At 64.0% G+C, this 23,259-nt stretch carries 24 protein-coding genes; 21 read left to right on the top strand and 3 right to left on the bottom strand.

Features of this window, described 5'->3' with window-relative positions:
- Window positions 1-38 precede the first annotated feature (38 nt).
- The 3 genes from ACEN9T_RS23595 (at window position 39) to ACEN9T_RS23605 (ending at window position 1,378) form a co-directional block, all read left to right on the top strand.
- Entirely contained in the window at window positions 39-212 is a 174-nt protein-coding gene (locus tag ACEN9T_RS23595; RefSeq protein ID WP_092973607.1) for a DUF1328 domain-containing protein, read from the top strand.
- Between the two features lie 144 nt (window positions 213-356).
- Window positions 357-785, top strand: a complete 429-nt coding sequence (locus ACEN9T_RS23600; protein WP_092973609.1) for a DUF883 family protein — start codon at window positions 357-359, stop codon at window positions 783-785.
- Window positions 786-820: 35 nt separating this feature from the next.
- Complete coding sequence (locus ACEN9T_RS23605; RefSeq protein WP_260804037.1) at window positions 821-1,378, top strand: ferritin-like domain-containing protein; 558 nt, start codon at window positions 821-823, stop codon at window positions 1,376-1,378.
- A 128-nt stretch (window positions 1,379-1,506) separates the two neighbouring features.
- On the opposite strand, the gene ACEN9T_RS23610 is transcribed toward ACEN9T_RS23605, so the two are convergent.
- Window positions 1,507-1,830, bottom strand: coding sequence for a DUF1840 domain-containing protein (locus ACEN9T_RS23610; RefSeq protein WP_024976829.1), 324 nt, complete (start codon window positions 1,828-1,830; stop codon window positions 1,507-1,509).
- A 177-nt stretch (window positions 1,831-2,007) separates the two neighbouring features.
- Here ACEN9T_RS23610 and argS point away from each other — a divergent pair, with 177 nt between their 5' ends.
- The 5 genes from argS (at window position 2,008) to ACEN9T_RS23635 (ending at window position 7,141) form a co-directional block, all read left to right on the top strand.
- Entirely contained in the window at window positions 2,008-3,798 is a 1,791-nt protein-coding gene (argS, locus tag ACEN9T_RS23615; protein WP_413707203.1) for an arginine--tRNA ligase, read from the top strand.
- 60 nt (window positions 3,799-3,858) lie between these two features.
- The gene (locus ACEN9T_RS23620) at window positions 3,859-4,569 is read left to right on the top strand and encodes an SPOR domain-containing protein (RefSeq protein ID WP_092973615.1); all 711 of its coding nucleotides are present in this window, start codon (window positions 3,859-3,861) and stop codon (window positions 4,567-4,569) included.
- 161 nt (window positions 4,570-4,730) lie between these two features.
- Window positions 4,731-5,387, top strand: a complete 657-nt coding sequence (locus tag ACEN9T_RS23625; protein WP_004633713.1) for a thiol:disulfide interchange protein DsbA/DsbL — start codon at window positions 4,731-4,733, stop codon at window positions 5,385-5,387.
- A gap of 111 nt (window positions 5,388-5,498) precedes the next feature.
- Window positions 5,499-6,299 (top strand): SDR family oxidoreductase, encoded by an 801-nt coding sequence (locus ACEN9T_RS23630; protein ID WP_413707204.1) that lies wholly within the window; start codon window positions 5,499-5,501, stop codon window positions 6,297-6,299.
- Window positions 6,296-7,141, top strand: coding sequence for a helical backbone metal receptor (locus ACEN9T_RS23635; RefSeq protein WP_413707205.1), 846 nt, complete (start codon window positions 6,296-6,298; stop codon window positions 7,139-7,141). The genes ACEN9T_RS23630 and ACEN9T_RS23635 overlap by 4 nt, the downstream gene beginning before the upstream one ends.
- A 69-nt stretch (window positions 7,142-7,210) precedes the next feature.
- On the opposite strand, the gene ACEN9T_RS23640 is transcribed toward ACEN9T_RS23635, so the two are convergent.
- On the bottom strand, window positions 7,211-7,597 hold the full coding sequence (locus ACEN9T_RS23640; protein WP_045202377.1) for an antibiotic biosynthesis monooxygenase family protein: 387 nt from the start codon (window positions 7,595-7,597) through the stop codon (window positions 7,211-7,213).
- Between the two features lie 34 nt (window positions 7,598-7,631).
- Window positions 7,632-8,711: an MBL fold metallo-hydrolase gene (locus ACEN9T_RS23645; protein WP_413707206.1), complete on the bottom strand. Its 1,080-nt coding sequence runs from the start codon at window positions 8,709-8,711 to the stop codon at window positions 7,632-7,634.
- Between the two features lie 185 nt (window positions 8,712-8,896).
- Here ACEN9T_RS23645 and ACEN9T_RS23650 point away from each other — a divergent pair, with 185 nt between their 5' ends.
- From ACEN9T_RS23650 to bioB, 13 genes are all read left to right on the top strand, one after another.
- A complete protein-coding gene (locus ACEN9T_RS23650; protein WP_092973798.1) occupies window positions 8,897-9,394 on the top strand; it encodes a MerR family transcriptional regulator in 498 nt (165 codons plus the stop codon).
- Window positions 9,395-9,570: 176 nt separating this feature from the next.
- Entirely contained in the window at window positions 9,571-10,752 is a 1,182-nt protein-coding gene (locus ACEN9T_RS23655; protein WP_004633702.1) for an isovaleryl-CoA dehydrogenase, read from the top strand.
- Window positions 10,753-10,911: 159 nt separating this feature from the next.
- Window positions 10,912-12,750, top strand: coding sequence for a bifunctional isocitrate dehydrogenase kinase/phosphatase (gene aceK / locus ACEN9T_RS23660; RefSeq protein ID WP_413707207.1), 1,839 nt, complete (start codon window positions 10,912-10,914; stop codon window positions 12,748-12,750).
- A 23-nt stretch (window positions 12,751-12,773) separates the two neighbouring features.
- Window positions 12,774-13,454: a carbonate dehydratase gene (gene can / locus ACEN9T_RS23665; RefSeq protein WP_092973629.1), complete on the top strand. Its 681-nt coding sequence runs from the start codon at window positions 12,774-12,776 to the stop codon at window positions 13,452-13,454.
- A gap of 681 nt (window positions 13,455-14,135) precedes the next feature.
- Window positions 14,136-15,332: an acetyl-CoA C-acetyltransferase gene (locus ACEN9T_RS23670; RefSeq protein ID WP_092973631.1), complete on the top strand. Its 1,197-nt coding sequence runs from the start codon at window positions 14,136-14,138 to the stop codon at window positions 15,330-15,332.
- Window positions 15,333-15,341: 9 nt separating this feature from the next.
- Entirely contained in the window at window positions 15,342-16,055 is a 714-nt protein-coding gene (locus ACEN9T_RS23675) for an SDR family oxidoreductase (RefSeq protein WP_413707208.1), read from the top strand.
- A gap of 10 nt (window positions 16,056-16,065) precedes the next feature.
- Window positions 16,066-17,196, top strand: a complete 1,131-nt coding sequence (locus ACEN9T_RS23680) for an acyl-CoA dehydrogenase family protein (RefSeq protein ID WP_343661702.1) — start codon at window positions 16,066-16,068, stop codon at window positions 17,194-17,196.
- Window positions 17,197-17,223: 27 nt separating this feature from the next.
- On the top strand, window positions 17,224-17,913 hold the full coding sequence (locus tag ACEN9T_RS23685) for an HAD family hydrolase (protein ID WP_413707209.1): 690 nt from the start codon (window positions 17,224-17,226) through the stop codon (window positions 17,911-17,913).
- Window positions 17,913-18,353, top strand: coding sequence for a YchJ family protein (locus tag ACEN9T_RS23690; RefSeq protein ID WP_092973639.1), 441 nt, complete (start codon window positions 17,913-17,915; stop codon window positions 18,351-18,353). The genes ACEN9T_RS23685 and ACEN9T_RS23690 overlap by 1 nt, the downstream gene beginning before the upstream one ends.
- A gap of 28 nt (window positions 18,354-18,381) precedes the next feature.
- Window positions 18,382-19,989: a carboxyl transferase domain-containing protein gene (locus ACEN9T_RS23695; RefSeq protein ID WP_413707210.1), complete on the top strand. Its 1,608-nt coding sequence runs from the start codon at window positions 18,382-18,384 to the stop codon at window positions 19,987-19,989.
- A gap of 30 nt (window positions 19,990-20,019) precedes the next feature.
- Window positions 20,020-20,958 carry a dienelactone hydrolase family protein gene (locus ACEN9T_RS23700; RefSeq protein WP_092973643.1) on the top strand — a complete coding sequence of 313 codons (939 nt, stop codon included), beginning with the start codon at window positions 20,020-20,022 and terminating at the stop codon, window positions 20,956-20,958.
- Window positions 20,955-21,749, top strand: coding sequence for an enoyl-CoA hydratase/isomerase family protein (locus ACEN9T_RS23705; protein ID WP_092973644.1), 795 nt, complete (start codon window positions 20,955-20,957; stop codon window positions 21,747-21,749). Before ACEN9T_RS23700 ends, ACEN9T_RS23705 begins: the two co-directional genes overlap by 4 nt.
- Before the next feature lie 43 nt (window positions 21,750-21,792).
- The gene (gene bioB / locus ACEN9T_RS23710) at window positions 21,793-22,872 is read left to right on the top strand and encodes a biotin synthase BioB (protein WP_413707211.1); all 1,080 of its coding nucleotides are present in this window, start codon (window positions 21,793-21,795) and stop codon (window positions 22,870-22,872) included.
- Window positions 22,873-23,259: the final 387 nt, after the last annotated feature.

Raw genomic sequence — 23,259 nt, forward strand, 5'->3', positions numbered from 1 at the left:
TGCCCTGCATTCCATCCATCCGAACCGGAGACGACAACATGCTGAAATGGGCACTCATCTTCGCCATCATTTCCCTGGTGGCCGGCGTTCTGGGCTTTACCGGCGTTGCCGCAGGCGCGGCGAGTATCGCCAAGGTCCTGTTCTTCATCTTTGTGGTGTTGTTCGTGCTGTTTCTGGTGCTGGGCGTCACGGTCTTCAAAGCCGTCGATTAGTGCAGAAGACCCACGCGGGAGCGCGGCCCGTGTCTTGCTAAACCATTTGGCATGCGGCCCGCTTTCGCAAAAGCCGAAATCGCACCCAAACCAACCGCGCCGCCGGTGCGTGCTTCCCGCGGCGCCACGATGAGGAGCTTCACCATGTCACTCTTTGCTAGCCAACGCGTCCGAAGCCGAATTGACGACGTCAATGATCGCGCGCACCGCGCCATGAACAGTGCCAGCGACGCCGTCGACCACGCCCGCTACGCTGCTCGCCCCGCCGTCGAAGACGTGCAGAGCCTGCTGCGATCGCTCGAAAACGCCATCCATACACTGACCGACGAAGGCAGCACCGAAGCCCGGCGCGCCAGCCGCACGCTGCATGCGCGTGCCGACCAACTGCGCCAAGCCGCCAACGACCGCGCGCAGCAGGCCCGCGAACGCATGGACTGGGCGCTCGATCGCACGGAAGAAACCATTACCGCAGCGCCCTTCAAGTCTGTTGGTGTAGCCGTGGCGATTGGCGCAGCGATCGGGCTGGTCGTGGCGCTGGCCGGCGGCAGCAGCCGACGCGACGCCAGCGAATAAACCCATCCCGCCAATTACCCCGCAGGAGCAACCACATGAGCCGGACCAACGTCGCCGCCCCCTCGGAAAGCGGCTTCCTCACCGACATCAAAACCTTGCGCGAACGTGCCCGTAAGCACATCGAGGAAGGCGCGGTGACCGAAGACTACAAAGCCGATCGGGAGACCGTGCTGCGGCTGCTGAACGAGGCGCTGGCCACGGAGCTGATCTGCGTGCTGCGCTACCGGCGTCATCACTTCATGGCCAAGGGCATCAACGCAGAACCGATCGCCGCAGAATTCCTGGTGCACGCCAACGAGGAACAGGCGCACGCCGACAGCATCGCCACGCGCATCGTGCAACTGGGCGGCGAGCCCAACTTCAACCCCGAAGGCCTGTCCACGCGCAGCCATTCTGAATACGTGGAAGCCGACGGCCTGGTCGACATGATCAAGGAGAACCTGGTGGCCGAGCGGATCGCGATCGACAGCTACCTGGAGATGATCCGCTACATCGGGGATCGAGACCCCACCACCCGGCGGGTACTGGAACAGATTCTGGCCGTTGAGGAAGAACACGCGGACGAACTGTCCGACATGCTCCACGACCAATAACGCAAACGCTGCAGGACGAGACACCGGCCAACGCGCCAGCCCCTCCCCCGCTCCCGGCCCCCGTGGCCGGATGCCCGGACCGCCCCGTTTGGCGGCCGGGCATTTTTTTTTGGGCCTGCCCCCGAAACTCAGACGCCCCAGAGCACGCTGGACTTTTCGACCAGCGATTCTTCCAGCATGTGCAGCAGCGGATAGGCGCGCTGGCCGAGATGCGGCGGCTCTTCTTCGCCGTCTTCGTCCAGCTCGGGCGCCGAGAGTTCGGCCACCTTGATATGTGCCTGGTGCGTGTCATCCTTGATGGCGCGCTTGAGGCGATCGATGGCGTGGGGCATTTCTTCGGGCGTGATGACACCGCGCTCGCCCAGCGTCTTGCCGATCACGCCCAGCAACACCATGGCGAGATCCTTCTGCATCGAGAATTTTTGCGAAGCGTGCGAAGTAAAGGTGATCATGATTTCTTGTTTCCCTTGGTTGGGTGGGGGAGCCGCCGATTGCCATGACTGGGGGCGGATACCTCTGAGACCGCGGCTCACCTGATAAAATTTCGTACTTTTCCCCGAACAACGCAACTGGCGGCGCCAGAACTGGATTTCAATCCATTTCAGCACTGCCGGCGTCATGGTTTCTTTATGCTGCCCTCCCACAAACAGACGATCGCCCAATTGTTGTCCGACGCCGTCGGCTCCCTGCTGCCCGAGGGCCAAGCCCGACCGGAGATCGTCCTGGAGCGCCCCAAGCAGGCCGCGCACGGCGACATCGCCTGCAACGTCGCGCTGCAGCTCGCCAAGCCGCTGGGCACCAACCCGCGCGAGCTGGCCGGCAAGATCGCCGACGCCATCCGCGCCGATGCCCGCGGCCAACGCCTGGTGTCCGCCGTTGAGATCGCCGGCCCCGGCTTCATCAACCTGCGCCTGTCGGCCGCCGCGCGTGCCGACGTGATTGCCGCCGTGTTCGCGGAAGGCGACCGCTACGGCGCCGCCAATACGCATGACGGCGCGCCCGTGCTGGTGGAATTCGTCTCGGCCAATCCGACCGGTCCGCTGCACGTCGGCCACGGCCGCCAAGCCGCGCTGGGCGATGCGCTGGCGAGCCTGCTCGACTGGCAAGGCCACAAGGTCCACCGCGAGTTCTACTACAACGACGCCGGCGTGCAGATTCAGAACCTGGCTGTCTCGGTGCAGGCCCGCGCGCGCGGCTTCAAACCGGGCGACGCCAACTGGCCCGAAGCCGCCTACAACGGCGACTACATCGCCGACATTGCCGCCGATTACCTCGCAGGCAAGACCGTACGCGCCTCCGATGGCGAACCCGTGACGGGTGAGCGCGATGTGGAAAACCTCGAAGCCATCCGCCGCTTTGCGGTGACGTATCTGCGCAACGAACAGGACATCGACTTGCAGGCCTTTGGCGTGAAGTTCGACCGCTACTACCTGGAGTCGTCGCTCTACACCGAAGGCAAGGTGCAGCAGACGGTGGACGCACTCGTTGCCGCCGGCAAGACGTACGAGCAGGAAGGTGCACTGTGGCTGCGCACGACCGATGATGGCGACGACAAGGACCGCGTCATGCGCAAGTCCGACGGCGCCTACACCTACTTCGTGCCCGACGTGGCGTATCACACGACCAAGTGGGGCCGCGGCTTCACGCAGGTCATCAACGTGCAGGGCAGCGACCACCACGGCACCATCGCTCGCGTGCGCGCCGGCCTGCAGGGCCTGAATATCGGCATCCCGAAGGGCTATCCGGACTACGTCCTTCACAAGATGGTCACGGTGATGAAGGACGGCGCCGAGGTGAAGATCTCCAAGCGCGCCGGCTCGTACGTGACCGTACGCGACCTCATCGAATGGTCCAACGGTGACGCCGAGAGCGAAGCCGGCGTCGACACCATCCGCGCCTGCGTGGACGCCGGCGAGCCGAACTGGCCTGCACGCTTCACGCGTGGCCGCGACGCCGTGCGCTTCTTCCTGCTGTCGCGCAAGGCCGATACCGAATTCGTCTTCGACGTCGATCTGGCGCTCAAGCAGAGCGACGAAAACCCCGTGTACTACGTGCAATACGCCCACGCGCGCATCTGCTCGGTGTTCGAACGCGCAGGCGTTGACCCTGCTTCGCTCACCAACGCCGATCTGGCTGCGGTGACGGGCCCGGACGTCAGCCCGCAGGCGACAGCCCTGGTGCAACGCCTGGCCGCATTCCCCGACATGCTGGCCGACGCCGCACGCGAACTGGCCCCGCACGCCGTGGCGTTCTACCTGCGCGACCTCGCGGGCGATTTCCACGCGTTCTACAACGCCGATCGCGTGCTGGTCGACGACGAGGCCGTCAAGCGCGCCCGTCTGGCGCTCCTGGCCGCCACGCGTCAGGTGCTGCGCAACGGGTTGGCGGTGATCGGCGTGTCCGCACCGCAAAAGATGTAAACGCGCATGATTTGGCATCACACGGCGCTCTTATAATCGGGCGCTTCTAGAAGGATCGACATGGCACGCAATACGCAATCTTCCCGTGCCCGCTCGCAACGGGGCGGCACGTTTCTGGGTCTGGTGCTGGGCTTGATCGTCGGTTTGGCGATCGCCGTGGTGGTGGCGGTGTACATCACCAAGGCGCCGGTACCCTTCGTGTCGCGTGGCGGCGCACAGCCCAAGCCGAGCGAAGCGGGCAACGTAGTCAACACGCTGCCGACGCCGGTGCAACCCGCGCCGCAAGCCAGCGCCCCGCAGGCGGCGGACCCGAACGCGCCGCTGTGGAGCCGCGTGCCGGCCAAACCGGTCGATCAGGCCGCCGATCAGAACAATCCGCCGCCGGGCATCACCATCCACCCTGCCCAGCCAAGCTCGGCCCCGCAGGTGGCAAGCGCGCCAGGCGCCAAACCGCCCAAGCCGCCGGTCACTGCCTCCAACGAGAAGCCGGTGACGGACCCGATTGCCGAGATTGCTCGCCAGGATGCCGCCAAGACGGGCTATTTCCTGCAAGTTGGTGCTTACAAATCCTCCGAAGACGCTGAGCGCCAGAAGGGCAATCTGGCCATGCAAGGCTTTGAAGCCAAGGTGACGCAGCGCGAGGTGAACGGCGCCACCATGTATCGCGTGCGCCTGGGGCCGTTCAACTCGCTCGACGAGATGACCGCCGTGCGCAGCCGCCTGCAGTCGACAGGCGTGGAATCGTCGGTCATCCGCTTCGCCCGCCAGTAACGCGAAGTCCGCGCAGCCCGCTGTGAACCCGGCGGGCTGTGATCGGTCAGAAACCTGAGATTCAGTTACGCTGACACCCGCGTCGAGCGGCTCGGCACTCGATTTCGCTGGTTTTCCCGTTGCTTCGTCCAGTTAGCCGTCTAATCCGTCGTCCATTCACCATGAAAAAACTCGCTGCTTTCCTGATCGCTCTCGCCACTGGCGCCGGCTTCCTGATGACCGCGCCGGCCAATGCCGCACCCACCGCCGGCAAGGAATACAAAGTGCTGCAAACGCCGCAGCCTGTGCCCGCAGGCAAGATCGAAGTGACGGAGTTCTTCTGGTACGGCTGCCCGCACTGCTATGACTTTGAAAACACCTGGACGGCGTGGGTCGCCAAGCAAGGCAAGGACGTGGTGATCAAGCGCGTGCCGGTGGCCTTCAATGCCAAGCTGGAGCCGCATACCCGCATCTATTACACGCTGGAAGCGCTGGGCAAGCTCGACGCCAAGGACGCCAGCGGCAAGACGCTGCATGACCGCGTGTTCGACCAGTTGCACAAGAACTACCGCTCGATGTCCGAACTGGATGACATCGCTAAGTTCATGGCCGCTAACGGCGTCGACGAGAAGCAGTTCCGCGACACCTACAACTCGTTCAGTGTGAACGCCAATACCAAACGCGCCGCGCAACTGGCCGACCAGTACAAGATCGAAGGCGTGCCGACCGTCGTTGTGCAGGGCAAGTACACCACGTCGCCGGCAGATGCAGGCAGCAACGTGGGCGCTGCTCAGACGCTCGACTACCTCGTCGACCAGGTGCGCAACCGCAAGATGTGACGGGTTGCCGCGTTTCCGGGCTTCTGCCCGGGCGTGACACCGCCATCGACGCCCGCCCCTGTGCGGGCGTTTTTTGTGCGTCGCCCTTCTACACACCAACAGGACATCGACATGAGCGAGATCGTCTTCATCACCGGCGCCTCCAGCGGCATCGGCCAAGCCTTGGCACGTCAGTACGCAGCACAGGGCGCTACGATCGGGCTGGTCGCGCGGCGTGTCGATGCGCTCCATGCGTTTGTGCAGACGCTGCCAGCGGCTCTCCAGGGTCGCTGCCATTGCTACGCCGCCGACGTGCGCAGCGCCGAATCGATGCGCGAGGTGGCCAGCGCATTTATCGCCACGGTCGGGCTGCCCGATGTGGTGATCGCCAACGCCGGCATCTCGGTCGGCACGGACTTGCGCGAACCGGGCGACCTGAAAGCCTTTGCCGCCGTGATGGACACCAATTGGATGGGCGTGCTGAACACGTTCCAGCCGTTCGTCGCGCCGATGCTGGCACGCGCCAAACCCGGGCAGCCCGGCGGCACGCTGGTCGGCATTGCCAGCGTGGCGGGCGTGCGCGGCCTGCCCGGTGCGGCGGCCTACAGCGCCTCCAAATCGGCGGTGATCAAGCTGATGGAGAGCCTGCGCGTGGAGTTCAGCGCGCTTGGCCTGCGCGTGGTGACAATCGCACCCGGCTACATCAAAACGCCGATGACCGAACACAATCCGTATCCGATGCCCTTCCTGATGCCGGTGGACCGCTTCGCGCAGAAAGCCGTGAATGCGATCCGTCGCGGCGTGCGCTTCACGGTGCTGCCATGGCCGATGGGCATCGTCGCCAAGCTGCTGCACGTGCTGCCGCGCGGGCTCTATGACTTTGCGTTTGCGCGCGCTGGGCGCAAACCCCGCAACCCCGAGATTTCGTCATGACTTACACCGATGCGGCTGGCCTCGCGCACGCCCCTGTCGACACCACACCGCGCATCGCCAGCCTGGTCCCTTCGATTACCGATCTGCTGTTCTCGCTCGATCTGGGCGATCAACTGGTCGCCCGCACCGGCTTCTGCATCCACCCGCGCGACGCGGTGCGCAACGTACCGAAGGTCGGCGGCACCAAGACCGTCAAACTCGACAAGTTGCGCGAGCTGGCGCCCACGCACGTCATCGTCAACATTGACGAGAACACGCGCCCGACCGTCGACAAGCTGCGCGAATTCATCCCGCACATCATCGTCACGCATCCTTGCTCGCCGGAAGACAACCTTGCGCTATACCAACTGCTGGGCGACATCTTCCGCCGCGAGGCGCAGGCGCAAAAGCTGTCCGACGCGCTCACGCAGGAGCTGGAGGCGCTGCGCGGCCGCCACTTCCTGCCGCACCGCGTGCTGTACGCCATCTGGCAAGACCCGTGGATGACGGTATCGCGCGACACGTACATCTCGCGCATGCTCCAGCTCGTGAACTGCCATACGTGGCCGAACGACCCTGCGCCCGTGCAATGCGGCACCGACAAGAGCGGCGATTGCGCTCGTCCCAACCGGCCGGACACGCGTTACCCGACGTTCCGCTGGAGCGATGATGTCGTGCGCAACATCGACTGCGTACTGCTCTCCACCGAGCCTTACAGCTTTACCGAAGAGCATGTCGACGCGCTGGAAAAGCAGATCGGCAAGCCCGTCTATCTCGTCGATGGCGAGATGGTGTCGTGGTACGGCAGCCGCGCGATCGACGGCGTGCGGTATCTCGGGCAATTTGCGAAGACGCTGCGTTAGATCTTCCAGCGGTGCACAAAAAAAAGAACCCGCCAACTGGCGGGTTCTTTTTTTGGCAGGAGCGATGCGTTATCGCTCGAACCCATAGTCGTACTCCACCTTGGCAATGCGCAGGTGGTACGACGCGTACCACTGCTCGCGCCCCAGCTTCTGCGCGGCAAGGTGGTCGCCCTGGTTCTTCCACTCGCGAATGGCCTCCAGCGACGACCAATACGACACGGTGATGCCCGGTCGCCCCTGGTCGCCGGCCAGTTCATCGCGTACGGACTCGATGCCGAGAAACCCCGGCATACTGCGGCCCAACTCCACCATGCGGTCGGCCATGGCGCCGTAGCCGTTGTCACCGTCGGTGCGCGTGGAGGAAAAAATCACCGCGTAATACGGCGCGGTCGGCGTTTGCGCGGGAAACGGCAGGACAACGGCGCTGTCGTCGAGAACGTCATGCTGGTCAGCCATGGTCGGCTCCGGTAGAAAGCACGGGTTGTGTGGTTTATGCAGCGGCGTGGAATCGAACGATACCGTCCGCGCCGGTTTCGCGCACCAGTTCGCCGCGATGCCACAGCGCGTGCAGGTGGGCAAGCGCCTCGCCCATCGCGAAGGTCATCTGATGCACATCGAACTGGCGCTTGAAGATGACGTTGACGATGTCGCGTGCCGATTGCGGCGCAGCCTTGCATGCAGCCAACGTTTCAGCCAGCCGATCGGCATGGTGGTCGCGCAGTTGCTGGATGCGCGTATGCAACCCGCGGAACGGTCGCCCGTGCGACGGCAGGATCAGCACGTCGGCCGGCAGCGGCTCGTACTTGCCCAGCGAATCCAGATACAGCGTGAGCGAATCCGCTTCGGGTTCCAGATCGAACACGCTCACGTTGGTGGAGATGCGCGGCAAAACCATGTCGCCGGAAATCAGCACGTTGGCATCTTCACTGTAGAGGGCGACATGCTCGGGCGCGTGGCCGAAGCCGGTGATGACACGCCACTTGTGCTCGCCGATGGCGACGACATCGCCATCCATCAGGCGACGGTACTGGCTCGGCACGCCGGGCACGAGCGTGCTGTAGTAATCCTTGCGGTTGCGGATGCCTTCGATGGAGGTCGGGTCCGTCAAGCCGTGGCGCTCGAAATGGCGCGCGGCAAATTCGCCGCCGGCGTTCGATGCGCCGGTGCCGCCCACCAGCATGCGCGCGAAGGCGTAATCGCCCAGGCTCATCCACAGGCGCACGTTCCAGCGCTTTTCGTCGCCGCCTTCGCACAGCCAGTTCGAGAGGCCAACGTGGTCCGGATGGCAGTGCGTGACCAGCACGCGCAGCACCGGCAGGCCGTCCAGGTGGTTCGTGAAAATGCTTTCCCAATACCCGCGGATCGCTTCGTGGTTGATGCCGCAATCGATGATCGTCCAGCCATCTTGTCCGTCCTGCCGATCACGTAGCAGCCAGAGGTTGATGTGATCGAGCGCAAACGGCAGCGGCATGCGCAGCCAGTAGACGCCGGGGGCGACTTCAAACCGCGTGCCGCCTTCGGGAAGCGTGTCGCCAATGGGATAGTCGAGTTGGTGTTCGAGCGCGTTCATGGGGATGTGGTCTCGGTCGCCGCCTTGAGCTGCTGTGCGGCGGTCTCTGCGATTGCGGTTTGGCGCCATTGACGCTAACGTAAACGTCAATTCGCCGCCGGTCATCCATCTTAAGCGAAAACTTAATGTCGCTGGCCGGCGTGCATGCGCAATCACACCTCTGCCGTTACTCCGTTCCCCGCCGTATGTCTGCCTCTACTCCGTCTGCCGCCGCCGCGCTTGCCGCCGATCTTGAATCGGGCGATGCCGGCGAGCTTGCCGACGCAAGCTTCACCATCACCGATCTTGCACGCGAGTTCGACATCACGCCGCGCGCCATCCGCTTCTACGAAGACCAGGGCCTGCTGGCGCCGGATCGCCAAGGCCCGGGCGGGCGTCGACGCGTGTATTCGGCCGGCGAGCGCACGCGCCTGAAGCTGACCTTGCGCGGCAAGCGACTCGGCCTATCGCTAGGCGAGATCAAGGAGATCCTGGATCTGTATGAATCGCCGCGCGATACGGTGCCGCAGCTGGAGCGCTTCCTGGCGTCGCTGGCGCAACACCGTGCGGTGCTTACGCAGCAACTGGAAGACCTGAACGCCCAACTGGCCGAGATCGACCAGCACGAACGCCAGTGCCGCCGCCTGCTGGAAGATGCGCAGGCCGGCACGGGCAAGCCGCCCAAGCGACGCAAGGCCGCCTGATTCCGCAAATCTACGTAACGGCCGATCATTGACGTTTACGTAAACGTCAATACAATACGCAACACCTTGAAGCACCCTTCCGGCACCGGTGCGTCCGCCACAAGCGGCGTGCACCGCACAGCGCCAGACCACTTACCCGAGACAACGCGGCTTGGACCGCGCCCAAGGAGACCACCATGATTGATCTGCCCGGCCTGAAATTCGACTTGGGCGAAGACATCGAGATGCTGCGTTCGGCTGTGCGCGATTGGGCGCAGGGTGAACTGGCACCGCGTGCCGGCGAAATCGACCGCACCGACCAGTTCCCGATGGACGCATGGCGCAAGATGGGCGAGCTGGGCGTGCTCGGCATCACGGTGGCCGAGGAGTACGGCGGCGCCAACATGGGCTACCTGGCGCACATGATCGCCATGGAAGAAATCAGCCGCGCATCGGCGTCGGTTGGTCTGTCGTATGGCGCGCACTCGAACCTGTGCGTGAACCAGATCCACCGCAACGGCACGGCGGCCCAGAAGGCCAAATACCTGCCCAAGCTGGTTTCGGGCGAATGGGTCGGTGCCCTCGCGATGAGCGAGCCGAATGCCGGCTCCGACGTCGTCAGCATGAAACTGCGTGCGGAGCTGAAAGGCGACCGCTACGTGCTCAACGGCACCAAGATGTGGATCACCAACGGCCCCGACTGCGACGTGCTCGTCGTCTACGCCAAGACCGAGCCTGAACTGGGCGCGCGCGGCATGACGGCGTTCATCGTCGAAAAGGGCATGAAGGGTTTCTCTGTTGCGCAGAAGCTGGACAAGCTCGGCATGCGCGGCTCGCACACCGGCGAGCTGGTGTTCGAGAACGTGGAAGTGCCGGTGGAAAACATCCTCGGCCAGGAAAACGGCGGCACCAAGGTGCTGATGAGCGGTCTGGATTACGAGCGCGCGGTGCTCTCCGGCGGCCCGATCGGCATCATGCAAGCCTGCATGGACGTGGTCACGCCGTACATCCACGACCGCAAGCAGTTCGGCCAGAGCATTGGCGAATTCCAGCTCATCCAGGGCAAGATGGCCGACATGTACACCACGCTGCAGGCGTGCCGCGCGTACCTGTACACGGTGGGCAAGAACCTTGACTCGCTGGGCCGCGACCATGTGCGCCAGGTGCGCAAGGACTGCGCTGGCGTGATCCTCTACACCGCCGAGAAGGCCACCTGGATGGCCGGCGAAGCCATCCAGATCCTGGGCGGCAACGGCTACATCAACGAATTCCCGGTCGGCCGCCTGTGGCGCGACGCCAAGCTGTACGAAATTGGCGCCGGCACGTCGGAAATCCGCCGCATGCTGATCGGTCGGGAGCTGTACGCAGAGACGATGTAACGGGCGGGAGCAGGCGGGCTGGTGGCACGGGGCCATCAGCCAAACGGATAAGGAGGCGCAACGGTTTCAGGACGCGAACACGGCACCGAAGACCATACAATCTAGGTCTGCCTGGTTTGCTGGTTTTGCCGCTTCCCTGCTCCTCCCCGCGCACACGCCATGTCCCATTTCCCCAAGCTCCTCTCGTCGCAGATCGCCTTTGACGTCGCCCGCACGATGCTCGACGGCTTCGACAAGCACTACCGCTTGTTCCGGGAAGTGAGCGTACAGGCCAAGACCGCGTTTGAGACCGGGGACTGGGGCGGCCTGCAGCAACTGCAGCGCGATCGCATCGCCTACTACGACGAGCGCGTGCGCGAAGCGTCGGTCATCCTCGAAGACGAATACGACGCCGAGAACATCGACGACGAAATCTGGCGCCAGATCAAGCTGCACTACATCGGCCTGCTGACCAACCATCACCAGCCGGAATTGGCCGAGACCTTCTTCAACTCGGTGTGTACGCGCATCCTGCATCGTTCGTACTTCAACAACGATTTCATCTTCGTGCGCCCGGCCATCTCGACGGAGTACATCGAGAACGAAGAGTCGCCCACCAAGCCGACGTACCGCGCCTACTACCCCGGCACACGCGACGGCCTGGGCCCCTGCTTCGAGCGCATTGTCCACAACTTCCAGCTCAACGCGCCGTTTGAAGATCTGGAACGCGATATCGGCTACGTCGTGCGCGCGGTGGGCGAGCACTTTGGCGATTTCCGCATCGCGCCGAATTTCCAGATCCATGTGCTGTCGTCGCTGTTCTTCCGCAACAAGGCGGCGTACATCATCGGACGCGTGATCAACGGCGACAAGACATTCCCGCTGGCCGTGCCGATGCTGCGCAATGCCGCGGGCCAGCTCTCGCTCGACACGGTGCTGCTGCGGCAGGAGCAACTGCTGATCCTGTTCTCGTTCACGCACTCGTATTTCATGGTGGACATGGAAATTCCGTCCGCCTACGTGACCTTTCTGCGTGACCTGATGCCGCGCAAGCCGCGCGCCGAAATCTATACCTCGCTCGGCCTGCAGAAGCAGGGCAAGAACCTGTTCTATCGCGACTTCCTGCATCACCTGCAACACTCGTCGGACAAGTTCATCATCGCGCCCGGCATCAAGGGCCTTGTGATGCTGGTGTTCACGCTGCCCTCGTACCCGTACGTGTTCAAGGTCATCAAGGATTACTTCCCGCCGCCGAAGGAAACCACGCGCGAACTGATCAAGAGCAAGTACCAACTGGTGAAGCGCCACGATCGTGTGGGGCGCATGGCGGATACGCTGGAGTATTCCGACGTGGCCTTTCCGCTCTCGCGCTTTGATGACGATCTCATCAAGGAATTGGAGAAGCACGCGCCTTCGATGGTTGAATACCAGCGCAGCGAAGACGGCGGCGAAGAGATCGTCATCCGCCACGTCTATATCGAGCGCCGCATGACGCCGCTGAACATCTGGCTGCACGAAGGCACCGATGCGCAGGTCGAGCACGGCATCATCGAATACGGCAACGCCATCAAGGAACTTATCGCCGCGAACATCTTCCCGGGCGACATGCTGTACAAGAACTTTGGCGTGACGCGCCACGGCCGCGTGGTCTTCTACGACTACGACGAAATCGAATACCTCACCGACTGCAACGTCCGCACCGTGCCCGAGCCACGCACGGAAGAAGAAGAAATGTCCGGCGAGGTCTGGTACAGCGTCGGCCCGCACGACATTTTCCCGGAGACGTATCGCACGTTCCTGCTTGGCGACCCACGCGTGCGTGAAGCCTTCCTCAAACACCACGCAGACTTCTTCGAGGCCTCCATGTGGCAGGGGTACAAGGAGCGCCTGCTCTCGGGGCAGATGCACGATTTCTACGCGTATGACGCAGCCGAGCGCTTCGTCAATCGCTACGGCGCAAGCGCGCCCGATAACGCAGCGCAAGACAACACGACGCTGCAGCAGCGCGCCGCCGCTTAACCCCTTCAACACGACGGGAAACCATGCCACATCGCATCAAAGAACTGTTTGAGAACAACCGGAAATGGGTCGAGCGCGTCCACGCTGAAGACCCGGATTTCTTCTCCAACCTGGCCAACCAGCAGAACCCGGAATACCTCTGGATCGGTTGCTCGGATTCGCGCGTGCCTGCCAACCAGATCATCGGTCTGCCGCCGGGCGAGGTGTTTGTCCACCGCAACATCGCCAACGTGGTGGTGCACTCTGACCTGAACTGTCTGTCGGTGCTGCAGTTTGCGGTGGAAGTGCTGAAGATCCGGCACATCACGGTGGTGGGCCACTACGGCTGCTCGGGTGTGAAGGCAGCGTTGACGAAGCAACGTTTCGGGCTGGCCGACAACTGGATTCGTCACGTGCGTGACGTGGCCGAGCAACACGAAACGTATCTCGGTACGGTGGTCCGCGAGCAAGATCAGCATGACCGGCTGTGCGAGCTGAACGTGATTCACCAAGTCAACAACGTGTGCCTGACGACGATCGTGCAGGACGCATGGGATCGCGGGCAGCCGCTGACCGTTCACGGTTGGATTTACGGCGTGAAGGACGGGATGTTGCGCAATCTGGGAATGGCGGCGAGTTCCAATGAGGAACTGCATGCTCAGCTGGGTGAGGCTTGGCTGAATTATGGGAAGGAAGGGAGTACGCCTAGCCCGGTGGGGTTCTGAATTTCTTTTTGGGGATGGGGTTTTGTTGGTGGTTCATCCCTTGTTTCATCCCCTGCCGGGGCTGACTCACTTTCTTTGTCTTGCCAAAGAAAGTAAGCAAAGAAAGGCGCGCCCGAGATGGCGAAAGATTCCTTGAATTTATGTCGCAGGGAGGGAGGAGAGGCAAACTCGCTGCGCTCAAACAGCCTCCCCTCTTTTTCCTCCCTGCAACAGAAATTCAAGGCGCCATCTAGGGCATCAACGGCTACACCATCGCAGCACAAACGCAGTAGTGGGTACGCGGCAAGACGCGGAGCGAAGCAAACAGCAACACGCAACACGCAACACGCAACACGCAAGGGCCTGACTGAGCAGGCACACCAACGGTTCGGCCGTTGATGTTCCTGCCCTAGATGGCGCCTTGAATTTGTGTAAGCGGGCGGAAACAAGACGGGAAACTGTCTGAGCGAAGCGAGTTTTTCCCGTCTCCGCCCGGTTACACAAATTCAAGGAAGGGGTCGCCATCTCGGGCGCACCTTTCTTTGCTTACTTTCTTTGGCAAGACAAAGAAAGTGAGTCGGCCCCGGCAGGGGACGATACGCAGATGGACCACCAAGGCCCACGCAAAAAGCAAGAGACACACAACCCCTGCACCCACAAGTGCAGAACCTGTCCCAAGCACAGTTCCAGGAGATTGCAGCAATGTCCGACCGCATCGTCATCGCTTCCGCCGCCCGCACCCCGATGGGCGCCTTCCAGGGCGAACTCGCCAGCCTCACTGCTCCGCAACTCGGCGCCGCTGCCATCCGCGCGGCAGTCGAGCGTGCGGGCTTGAAACCGGAACAGATTGAAGAAGTCATCATGGGCTGCGTTCTGCCTGCGGGGCAGGGGCAAGCGCCGGCGCGCCAAGCCGCATTGGGCGCTGGCCTGCCGCTGTCAGTCGGCTGCACCACGGTCAACAAGATGTGCGGTTCGGGCATGCGCGCCGCCATGAATGCGTACGACGCGCTGCTCGCGGGGTCGCTGGATGTTGTGGTTGCGGGCGGCATGGAAAGCATGACCAACGCGCCGTACCTGATCCCGAAAGGCCGCGGCGGCTACCGCATCGGTCACGGCATGATCTACGACCACATGATGCTTGACGGCCTGGAAGATGCCTACGAGCGTGACGAAAAAGGCGGGGGCCGCGCCATGGGTACCTTCGGCGAGGACTGTGCCGAGAAGTACGGCTTCACGCGCGAGGCCCAGGACCACTTCGCGATGACGTCCGTGCGCCGCGCGCAAGAGGCCACCGAATCCGGCGCGTTCCGCTGGGAGATCACGCCCGTTACCGTGTCGAGCAAAGCCGGTGACACCGTTATCGACACCGATGAAGGCCCGCGCCGCATCAAGGTCGACAAGATCCCCTCGCTCAAGCCCGCGTTCAAGAAAGACGGCACGGTGACGGCCGCGTCGTCTTCGTCGATCAACGATGGCGCGGCTGCGCTGGTGATGATGCGCGAATCGACTGCCAAGCAACTCGGCATCACGCCGCTCGCTGTGATGCTGGGCCACACCACGCACGCGCAAGCGCCGGGCTGGTTCACCACGGCGCCGGTCACGGCCATCGACAAGCTGTTCAAGAAACTCGACTGGAACTCGGGCAACGTCGATCTGTTCGAGATCAACGAGGCGTTTGCCGTGGTGCCGATGGCTGCCATGCACGACCTGAATATCCCCCACGAAAAGGTGAACGTGAACGGCGGTGCGTGCGCGCTGGGCCATCCGATCGGCGCGTCTGGCGCGCGCTTGATCGCGACGCTGCTGGGCGCCCTGCAACACCGCGGCGGCAAGCGCGGCGTGGCAAGTCTGTGCATCGGCGGCGGCGAAGCCACGGCCGTCGGCATCGAACTCTACTAAGGCACACGCATGACGAACGCAACGTCCCGCCGCACGCGCTCCGCGCTCATCCTGGGCGCGTCGCGCGGCATCGGTCTGGAAATGGTCAAGCAGTACCGTGCGGATGGCTGGCGCGTGATTGCCACCGTGCGCACGCAAGGCGCCGCGCAGGCGCTGCAGGCATTGGGCGCGGAAACGCACGTGCTTGATCTGACCGACGCCAACGCCGTTGCCGGCCTGGCGTGGAAGCTGGACGGCGAAGCGCTGGACGTGGCGATCTACGTGGCGGGCATCTACGGCCCGCGCACGCAGGGCGCCACGCCCGTCAGCCAGGCGGATTTCGATGCCGTGATGCACACCAACGTGTGGGGTCCGATGAGCGTGCTACCCGCCGTGCTGCCGATGGTGGAGGCGGGACGCAACGACGCGGACGAACCTGGCGGCGTGCTTGCTGTCATCTCCAGCCGCATGGGCAGCATCGGCGACATGGCCGGCAATGGCGGCTGGCTGTATCGCGCCAGCAAGGCGGCGGTGAATGCCGTGCTGCGCGCGGTGTCGATTGATGCCAAGCACGCCACCTGCCTGACCTTCCACCCCGGCTGGGTACAGACGGACATGGGCGGCGCGGGCGCGGCCATCACGCCGCAGGAGAGCGTGGCCGGTATCCGCCGCGTGATTGCCGGTGCCACGCGCGCCGACAACGGCGGGTTCCGCAACTACGACGGCAGCGTCATTGAATGGTGAGGCCGGAACGATGCTGCTGACCCAAGAGCAAGAGATGATTCGCGACGCCATCCGCACCTTTGTGCGCGAGGCGATCGTGCCGCATGCGGCGGCATGGGACCGCGAAGCGACGTTCCCGAAAGACGTGCACCGCCAGTTGGGCGAGCTGGGCGCTTATGGCGTGGCCGTGCCGGAAGAACTGGGCGGCGCGGGGCTCGACTATCTTTCGCTGGCGTTGATCCTGGAAGAAATTGCTGCCGGCGACGGTGGCACCTCCACCGTCATCAGCGTGAACAACTGCCCCGTGTGCAGCATGCTGATGGCGTTTGCCAACGACGCGCAGAAGCAGCAGTGGCTGGTGCCGCTGGCGCGGGGCGAGATGCTTGGTGCGTTCTGCCTGACCGAGCCGCATGTCGGCTCCGATGCATCGGCGCTGCGCACCACGGCCGTGCGCGATGGCGACCACTGGGTCTTGAACGGCGTGAAGCAGTTCATCACCAGCGGCAAGCATGCCGACGTGGCCATCGTCATGGCCGTGACCGACAAGGCAGCAGGCAAGCGCGGCATCAGCGCGTTCCTGGTGCCGACCAACACGCCCGGCTACATCGTCGCGCGGCTCGAAGACAAGCTCGGCCAGCACTCATCCGACACGGCGCAGATCGTGTTTGAAGACTGCCGCATCCCCGCCGATTGCCTGCTGGGCGAAGAAGGCGCGGGCTACAAGATGGCGCTGTCCGGGCTGGAAGGCGGGCGCATCGGCATTGCCGCGCAGAGCGTGGGCATGGCGCGTGCGGCTTTCGAGGCCGCGCTGGCGTACGCCAAGGAGCGCGAAAGCTTCGGCCAGCCGCTGTTCGCGCATCAGGCCGTGCAGTTTCGCCTGGCCGAGATGGCCACGCGCGTAGACGTCGCACGACAGATGGTCTGGCATGCCGCCAGCCTGAAAGACGCCGGGCTGCCGTGCCTGAAAGAGGCGGCCATGGCCAAGCTCAACGCCAGCGAGATGGCCGAGCGCGTCTGCTCCGATGCCATCCAGGTCTTCGGCGGTTACGGCTACGTCAACGACTTTCCGGTGGAGCGCATCTACCGCGACGTGCGCGTGTGCCAGATCTACGAGGGCACGAGCGATATCCAGAAAATCCTGATCGCCCGCGCGCTGGCGTAGGCGGTCTCAACTCTCAACGCAATAGGCATGACCGCAGTGACTTCCCCCGTTTCGAACCACCCGCGCTTTGACGCGATCCTCTTCGATTGCGACGGCGTGCTGGTCGACAGCGAACCCCTTGTCAACCGCCTGATCTGGGAGATGTTGACCGAGCTTGGCATCAGCATCAGCCTGGAAGATTCCATCAAGCGCTTCCTCGGCAAGGCCATTCGCGAAGAACTGGATGCGATTGCCGAAATGCGCGGCGCGCCGCTGCCGCCGAACTGGTTGTCCACCTTCCACGCGCGCCGCAACGCGCTGCTCGAAGCCGAGGTGGAAGCCGTGCCGCATATCGCGCACGCCATCGACGTGCTCTCCAGGCTGGGCCTGCCGATGGCGGTGGCCTCGGGCGCCGATCGCACGAAGGTTGAGCTGCAGCTCAACCGCACCGGGCTGATCGAGCACTTCCAACCCACGGACGTGCGCATCTTCTCGGCTACCGAGGTTGCGCGCAGCAAGCCCGCACCCGATGTGTATCTGCTGGCCGCCAGCAGCCTGGGGGTATCGCCGTCGCGTTGCCTGGTGATTGAAGACAGCCCCACGGGCGTCACCGCAGGGCACGCTGCCGGCATGACGGTGCTGGCATACGCCGGCCGCAATGCGCCGGGCCCGCTGATCGCCGCCGGTGCGACGCGCGCGTTTACCGACATGCGCGAGCTGCCGGAGTTGTTGGCCTGATGCCAGCCGCACAAACCAGGCCCATCGGCCCTGCCGACGCTTGCCCCTGCGGCAACGGCGCCTATGCGCGCTGCTGCGGCCCCTTCCATGCGGGCGACGCCGTGCCGGCGACGGCCGAGCAGCTCATGCGCTCGCGCTACAGCGCCTATGTGCTGGGCGACACGGCGTACCTGCGCCGCACGTGGCATCCGTCCACCTGCCCTGTCGACCTGGAAACCAGCGAAGCCGAGGCCGCCGCCACGCGCTGGCTCGGCCTGGACGTCAAGCGCCACACGCCGCAAGACGCCACGCACGCGACGGTGGAATTCGTCGCGCGCTACAAGGTGGGCGGGCGCGCGCATCGCCTGCACGAAACCAGCCGCTTCGTCCGCCTGGACGCAAGCGGCGCTGAATCCGCCGAAGGCCGTTGGCTGTACGTCGACGGCACCTTCCCTGACTGAACCGCACCGACCTTCTTGCACTGCTGCCATGCCGACGCTAGAGACCAAGCTGAACCCCCGCGCTGAAGAATTCAAGGCCAACGCCGATGCCATGCGCGCGCTCGTCGCCGACTTGCGCGACAAGGTTGCACGCATCGCCCAGGGCGGCGGTGAAGACGCCCGCGCCAAGCACCTCGCCCGCGGCAAGCTGCTGCCGCGTGACCGCGTGCAGCAACTGCTCGACCCCGGCACGCCGTTCCTGGAGTTCTCTCAGATGGCGGCGTACGGCATGTACGACGATGCCGCGCCGGGCGCCGGCATCATCACCGGCATCGGCCGCATCTCGGGGCAGGAATGCGTGATCGTCTGCAACGACGCCACGGTCAAGGGCGGCACGTATTACCCGATGACGGTGAAGAAGCACCTGCGCGCGCAGGAGATCGCCGAGCAGAACCACCTGCCCTGCGTCTACCTCGTCGATTCGGGCGGCGCCAACCTGCCGAACCAGGACGACGTGTTTCCTGATCGCGATCACTTCGGTCGCATCTTCTACAACCAGGCCAACCTGTCGTCCAAGGGCATTCCGCAGATCGCGGTGGTGATGGGCTCGTGCACGGCCGGCGGCGCGTATGTGCCGGCCATGAGCGACGAATCGATCATCGTCAAGGAGCAGGGCACGATTTTCCTGGCGGGCCCGCCGCTGGTGAAAGCAGCAACCGGTGAAGTCGTCAGTGCCGAAGATCTGGGCGGCGCCGATGTGCACACACGCCTGTCGGGCGTGGCGGATTACTTCGCCAACAATGACTCGCACGCGCTGGCGCAAGCGCGCAGCATCGTCGCGCACCTGAACCGCCGCAAGCCGGAGCAGGTGCAAATCCATGCGCCGGTCGAACCGCGCTTCCCGGCGGAAGAACTCTACGGCGTGATCCCGACCGACACGCGCAAGCCGTTCGACGTGCGCGAAGTCATCGCCCGCATCGTCGACGATTCTGCGTTTGACGAATTCAAGGCGCGCTACGGCACCACCCTGGTCTGCGGCTTTGCGCGCATCTGGGGCTACCCGGTCGGCATCATCGCCAACAACGGCATCCTGTTTTCAGAAGCTGCCCTCAAGGGCGCGCACTTCATCGAGCTGTGCTGCCAGCGCAAGATTCCGCTGGTGTTCCTGCAGAACATCACGGGCTTCATGGTCGGCCGCAAATACGAGAACGAAGGCATCGCCAAGAACGGCGCGAAGATGGTGACGGCCGTGGCGACGGCGCAGGTGCCGAAGTTTACGGTCATCATCGGCGGCTCGTTTGGCGCGGGCAACTACGGCATGTGCGGCCGGGCGTATTCGCCGCGCTTCCTGTGGATGTGGCCGAACGCGCGCATCTCGGTGATGGGCGGCGAACAGGCCGCAAGCGTGCTCGCCACGGTACGCCGCGACGGCATCGAGGCCAAGGGCGGCCAGTGGAGCGCGGATGAAGAAGCCGCCTTCAAGGCACCGATCCGCGACCAGTACGAGCGCCAGGGCCACCCGTACTACGCCAGCGCGCGCCTGTGGGATGACGGCGTGATCGACCCGGCCGACACGCGCAGCGTGCTGGGCCTCGGGCTGTCGGCCAGCCTGAACGCGCCGATCGGCGATATGAACTTCGGCGTGTTCCGCATGTAAGCGGGCCGCCCATCGACCAGGGAATTTGCAGTGAACAGCATCACCGCGCGAACGTGGCGCAGCGCCTGGGCAGCCGTCGGCTGCGCGCTGCTGCTTGCGGCCGCGCATGCAAGCGAGACCGCGTCTTCCGGCATCAGCGAGACCATCGTGGAGGTGCCCAAGTCAGCGGGCATCTTCACGCTCAAGCTGGAGACAACCGTCTACAAACCGGCCGGCGACGGCCCGTTCCCGCTCATCGTGCTCAACCATGGCAAGGCGCGCGGCAAGGCGGCATTCCAAGCGCGTGCCCGTTACAGCGAGCAGGCTGCGGCACTGGTCGCACGCGGCTACGTGGTGGCCATTCCGATGCGGCAGGGGTTTTCCAAATCCGGCGGCGCGTACATCGGCAGCGGTTGCAACGTGGAAGCCAACGGCATCATCCAGGCCGAAGACGTGGTGGCCACGCTCGACTACATGACCGCGCAGCCGTATGTGGACCGCAACCGCATCGTCGTCATGGGCCAGTCGCATGGCGGCCTGACCACGCTGGCCTTCGGCACCATCGCCTACCCCGGCGTGCGTGGGCTGGTGAACTTTGCCGGTGGCCTGCGCAACGACACCTGCGTCGATTGGGAAGGCAACCTCGTGCGCGCCTTCGAGACGTACGGCCGCCAGTCACGCTACCCCTCGCTCTGGTTTTACGGCGACAACGACAGCTACTGGCCAACGCCGATGCCCGACAAGATGTTCGCGGCCTACACCGGTGCCGGCGGCAAAGGCCGGCTGGTGGATTTCGGCAACTTCAAGAGCGACTCGCACGGCATGTTTGCAAGCCATGCAGGGCTTGCCATCTGGCTGCCGCAAGTCGATGCCTTCCTACGTGAGCTCGGTCTGCCGGCAGGCCCGGTTCAAGCGGCGGCCCCCGGCAGCAACGCTGAAGCCTCCGGCGCAGACGACCCCAAGTCCGACACCAACAAGGACCCCGAATGAACGCTTTCGAGACCCTCGCCTTCGCCCAGCACGGCGCCGTCGCCACGCTCACGCTCAACCGGCCGGACGTGCGCAACGCCTTCAACGAGACCGTCATCGCCGAGCTGACCGGCGCGTTCCGCGCGCTGGCCGATGAGCCCAGCGTGCGCGCCATCGTCCTGTCCGGCAATGGCCCCGCCTTCTGCGCGGGCGCCGACCTGAACTGGATGAAGAAGATGGCCGGCTACTCGGATGACGAAAACCGCGCCGACGCGCTGCGCCTGGCCGAAATGCTGCGCGCCATCTACACGTGCCCCAAGCCCGTGATCGCGCGCGTGCAGGGCGACACGTATGCCGGCGGCGTCGGCCTGGTCGCCGCGTGCGACATCGTGGTCGCCGTCGACACGGCCAACTTCTGCCTGTCGGAAGCGAAGCTCGGCTTGATTCCGGCCACCATCAGCCCGTATGTGATCCGCGCCCTGGGCGAGCAGGCGTCGCGCCGCTACTTCATCACCGCAGAACGCTTTTCGGCTGCCGAAGCGCATCGCCTCGGCCTCGTGCATGAACTGGTGAGCGCAGATGCGCTCGACGCCAAGGTGGCTGACATCACCGCTGCGCTCGTCGCCAACAGCCCGAACGCCGTGCGTGAGAGCAAGCGCCTCGTGCGCGAGGTGTCTGGCGCCGCGGTCAATGACGCACTGCTGGCCGATACCGCTGAACGCATCGCCGCCATTCGCGCTTCGGAAGAAGGCCGCGAAGGCGTGCAAAGTTTTCTGGGCAAGCGCAAGCCGAACTGGCTGCTGCCGGCCTGATCCGCATAACAACGAAACCACGCATCACTTGAAGGAAGTCCTCATGCAATCCACTCCGCTCAACTTCGTTCCGAACGCCGCCAAGGCGCCCGTCACGCCGAGCCAGGCGCCCGACGCGCGCTGGAGCCGCGAAGCCATCGAAGCGCTGTTCGCGCTGCCGTTCAACGACCTGCTGTTCCAGGCGCAGCAGGTACACCGCGCCAACTTTGATGCGAATGCGGTGCAGCTGTCGACGCTGCTGTCCATCAAGACTGGCGGCTGCCCGGAAGATTGCTCGTACTGCCCGCAATCGGCACGCTACGACACCGGTGTCGAGGCTGAAAAGCTGATGCCGATCGACGAGGTGCTGGAAGCCGCCTCGCGCGCCAAGCAAAACGGCGCAAGCCGCTTCTGCATGGGCGCAGCCTGGCGCAACCCGAAGCCGCATCAGCTTGATGCCGTGGCCGACATGGTGCGCGGCGTGAAGGCAATGGGGCTGGAGACATGCGTGACGCTGGGCATGCTCAAGCAGGAACAGGCCGCGCAACTGAAGGACGCGGGCCTGGATTACTACAACCACAACCTCGATACCGCGCCCGAGTTCTACGGCGAGATCATCACCACGCGCACGTATCAGGACCGGCTCGATACGCTGGAGCACGTGCGTGACGCTGGCATCAACGTGTGCTGCGGCGGCATCGTCGGCCTCGGTGAATCCGTGCACGAGCGTGCAGGCCTGATCGCAGAGTTGGCGAACATGGAACCGTATCCGGATTCGGTGCCCATCAACAACCTTGTGAAGGTGGAAGGCACCCCGCTGGCGGGCAACGAAGAACTGGATCCGTTTGATTTCGTGCGCACGATTGCGGTGGCGCGCATCACGATGCCCAAGGCGATGGTGCGGCTCTCCGCTGGCCGTGAGGCGATGGACGATGCGCTGCAGGCGCTGTGCTTCATGGCGGGCGCCAACTCGATCTTCTATGGCGAGAAGCTGCTGACGACGGATAACCCGGAGGCGGATGCAGATCGGAAGCTGCTGGCGCGGTTGGGGATGCGGGTGGAGGTGCAGGATCACATGCACCATGAATCGCATGCAGGGGCGCAGTCTTCGCATTGTCATATCGACATTACGCCTGCGGACTGATGCTTTGTTGTGGGGGTGGGTCTTGGTTTTTTGTTGGTGGTCTGCCTCCCTTTCGTCCCCTGCCGGGGCCGACTCACTTTCTTTGTCTTGCCAAAGAAAGTAAGCAAAGAAAGGCGCGCCCGAGATGGCGAAGGATTCCTTGAATTTATGTCGCAGAGAGGGAGAGGAGGCAAACTCGCTTCGCTCAAACAGCCTCCTCTCTTTTTCCTCTCTGCAACAGAAATTCAAGGCGCCATCTAGGGCATCAACGGCCCCACCATCGCAGTGCAAACGCAGTGGTGGGTACGCGGCAAGACGCGGAGCGAGGCAAACGGCAGCAAGCAAGAAGCAAGAAGCAAGAAGCAAGAGCCAGACAGAGCATGCAAGCCAACGGTTTGGCCGTTGACG

Source organism: Ralstonia sp. Ralssp110 (assembly GCF_047325135.1).
In the GTDB taxonomy this organism is placed as follows: domain Bacteria; phylum Pseudomonadota; class Gammaproteobacteria; order Burkholderiales; family Burkholderiaceae; genus Ralstonia; species Ralstonia mojiangensis.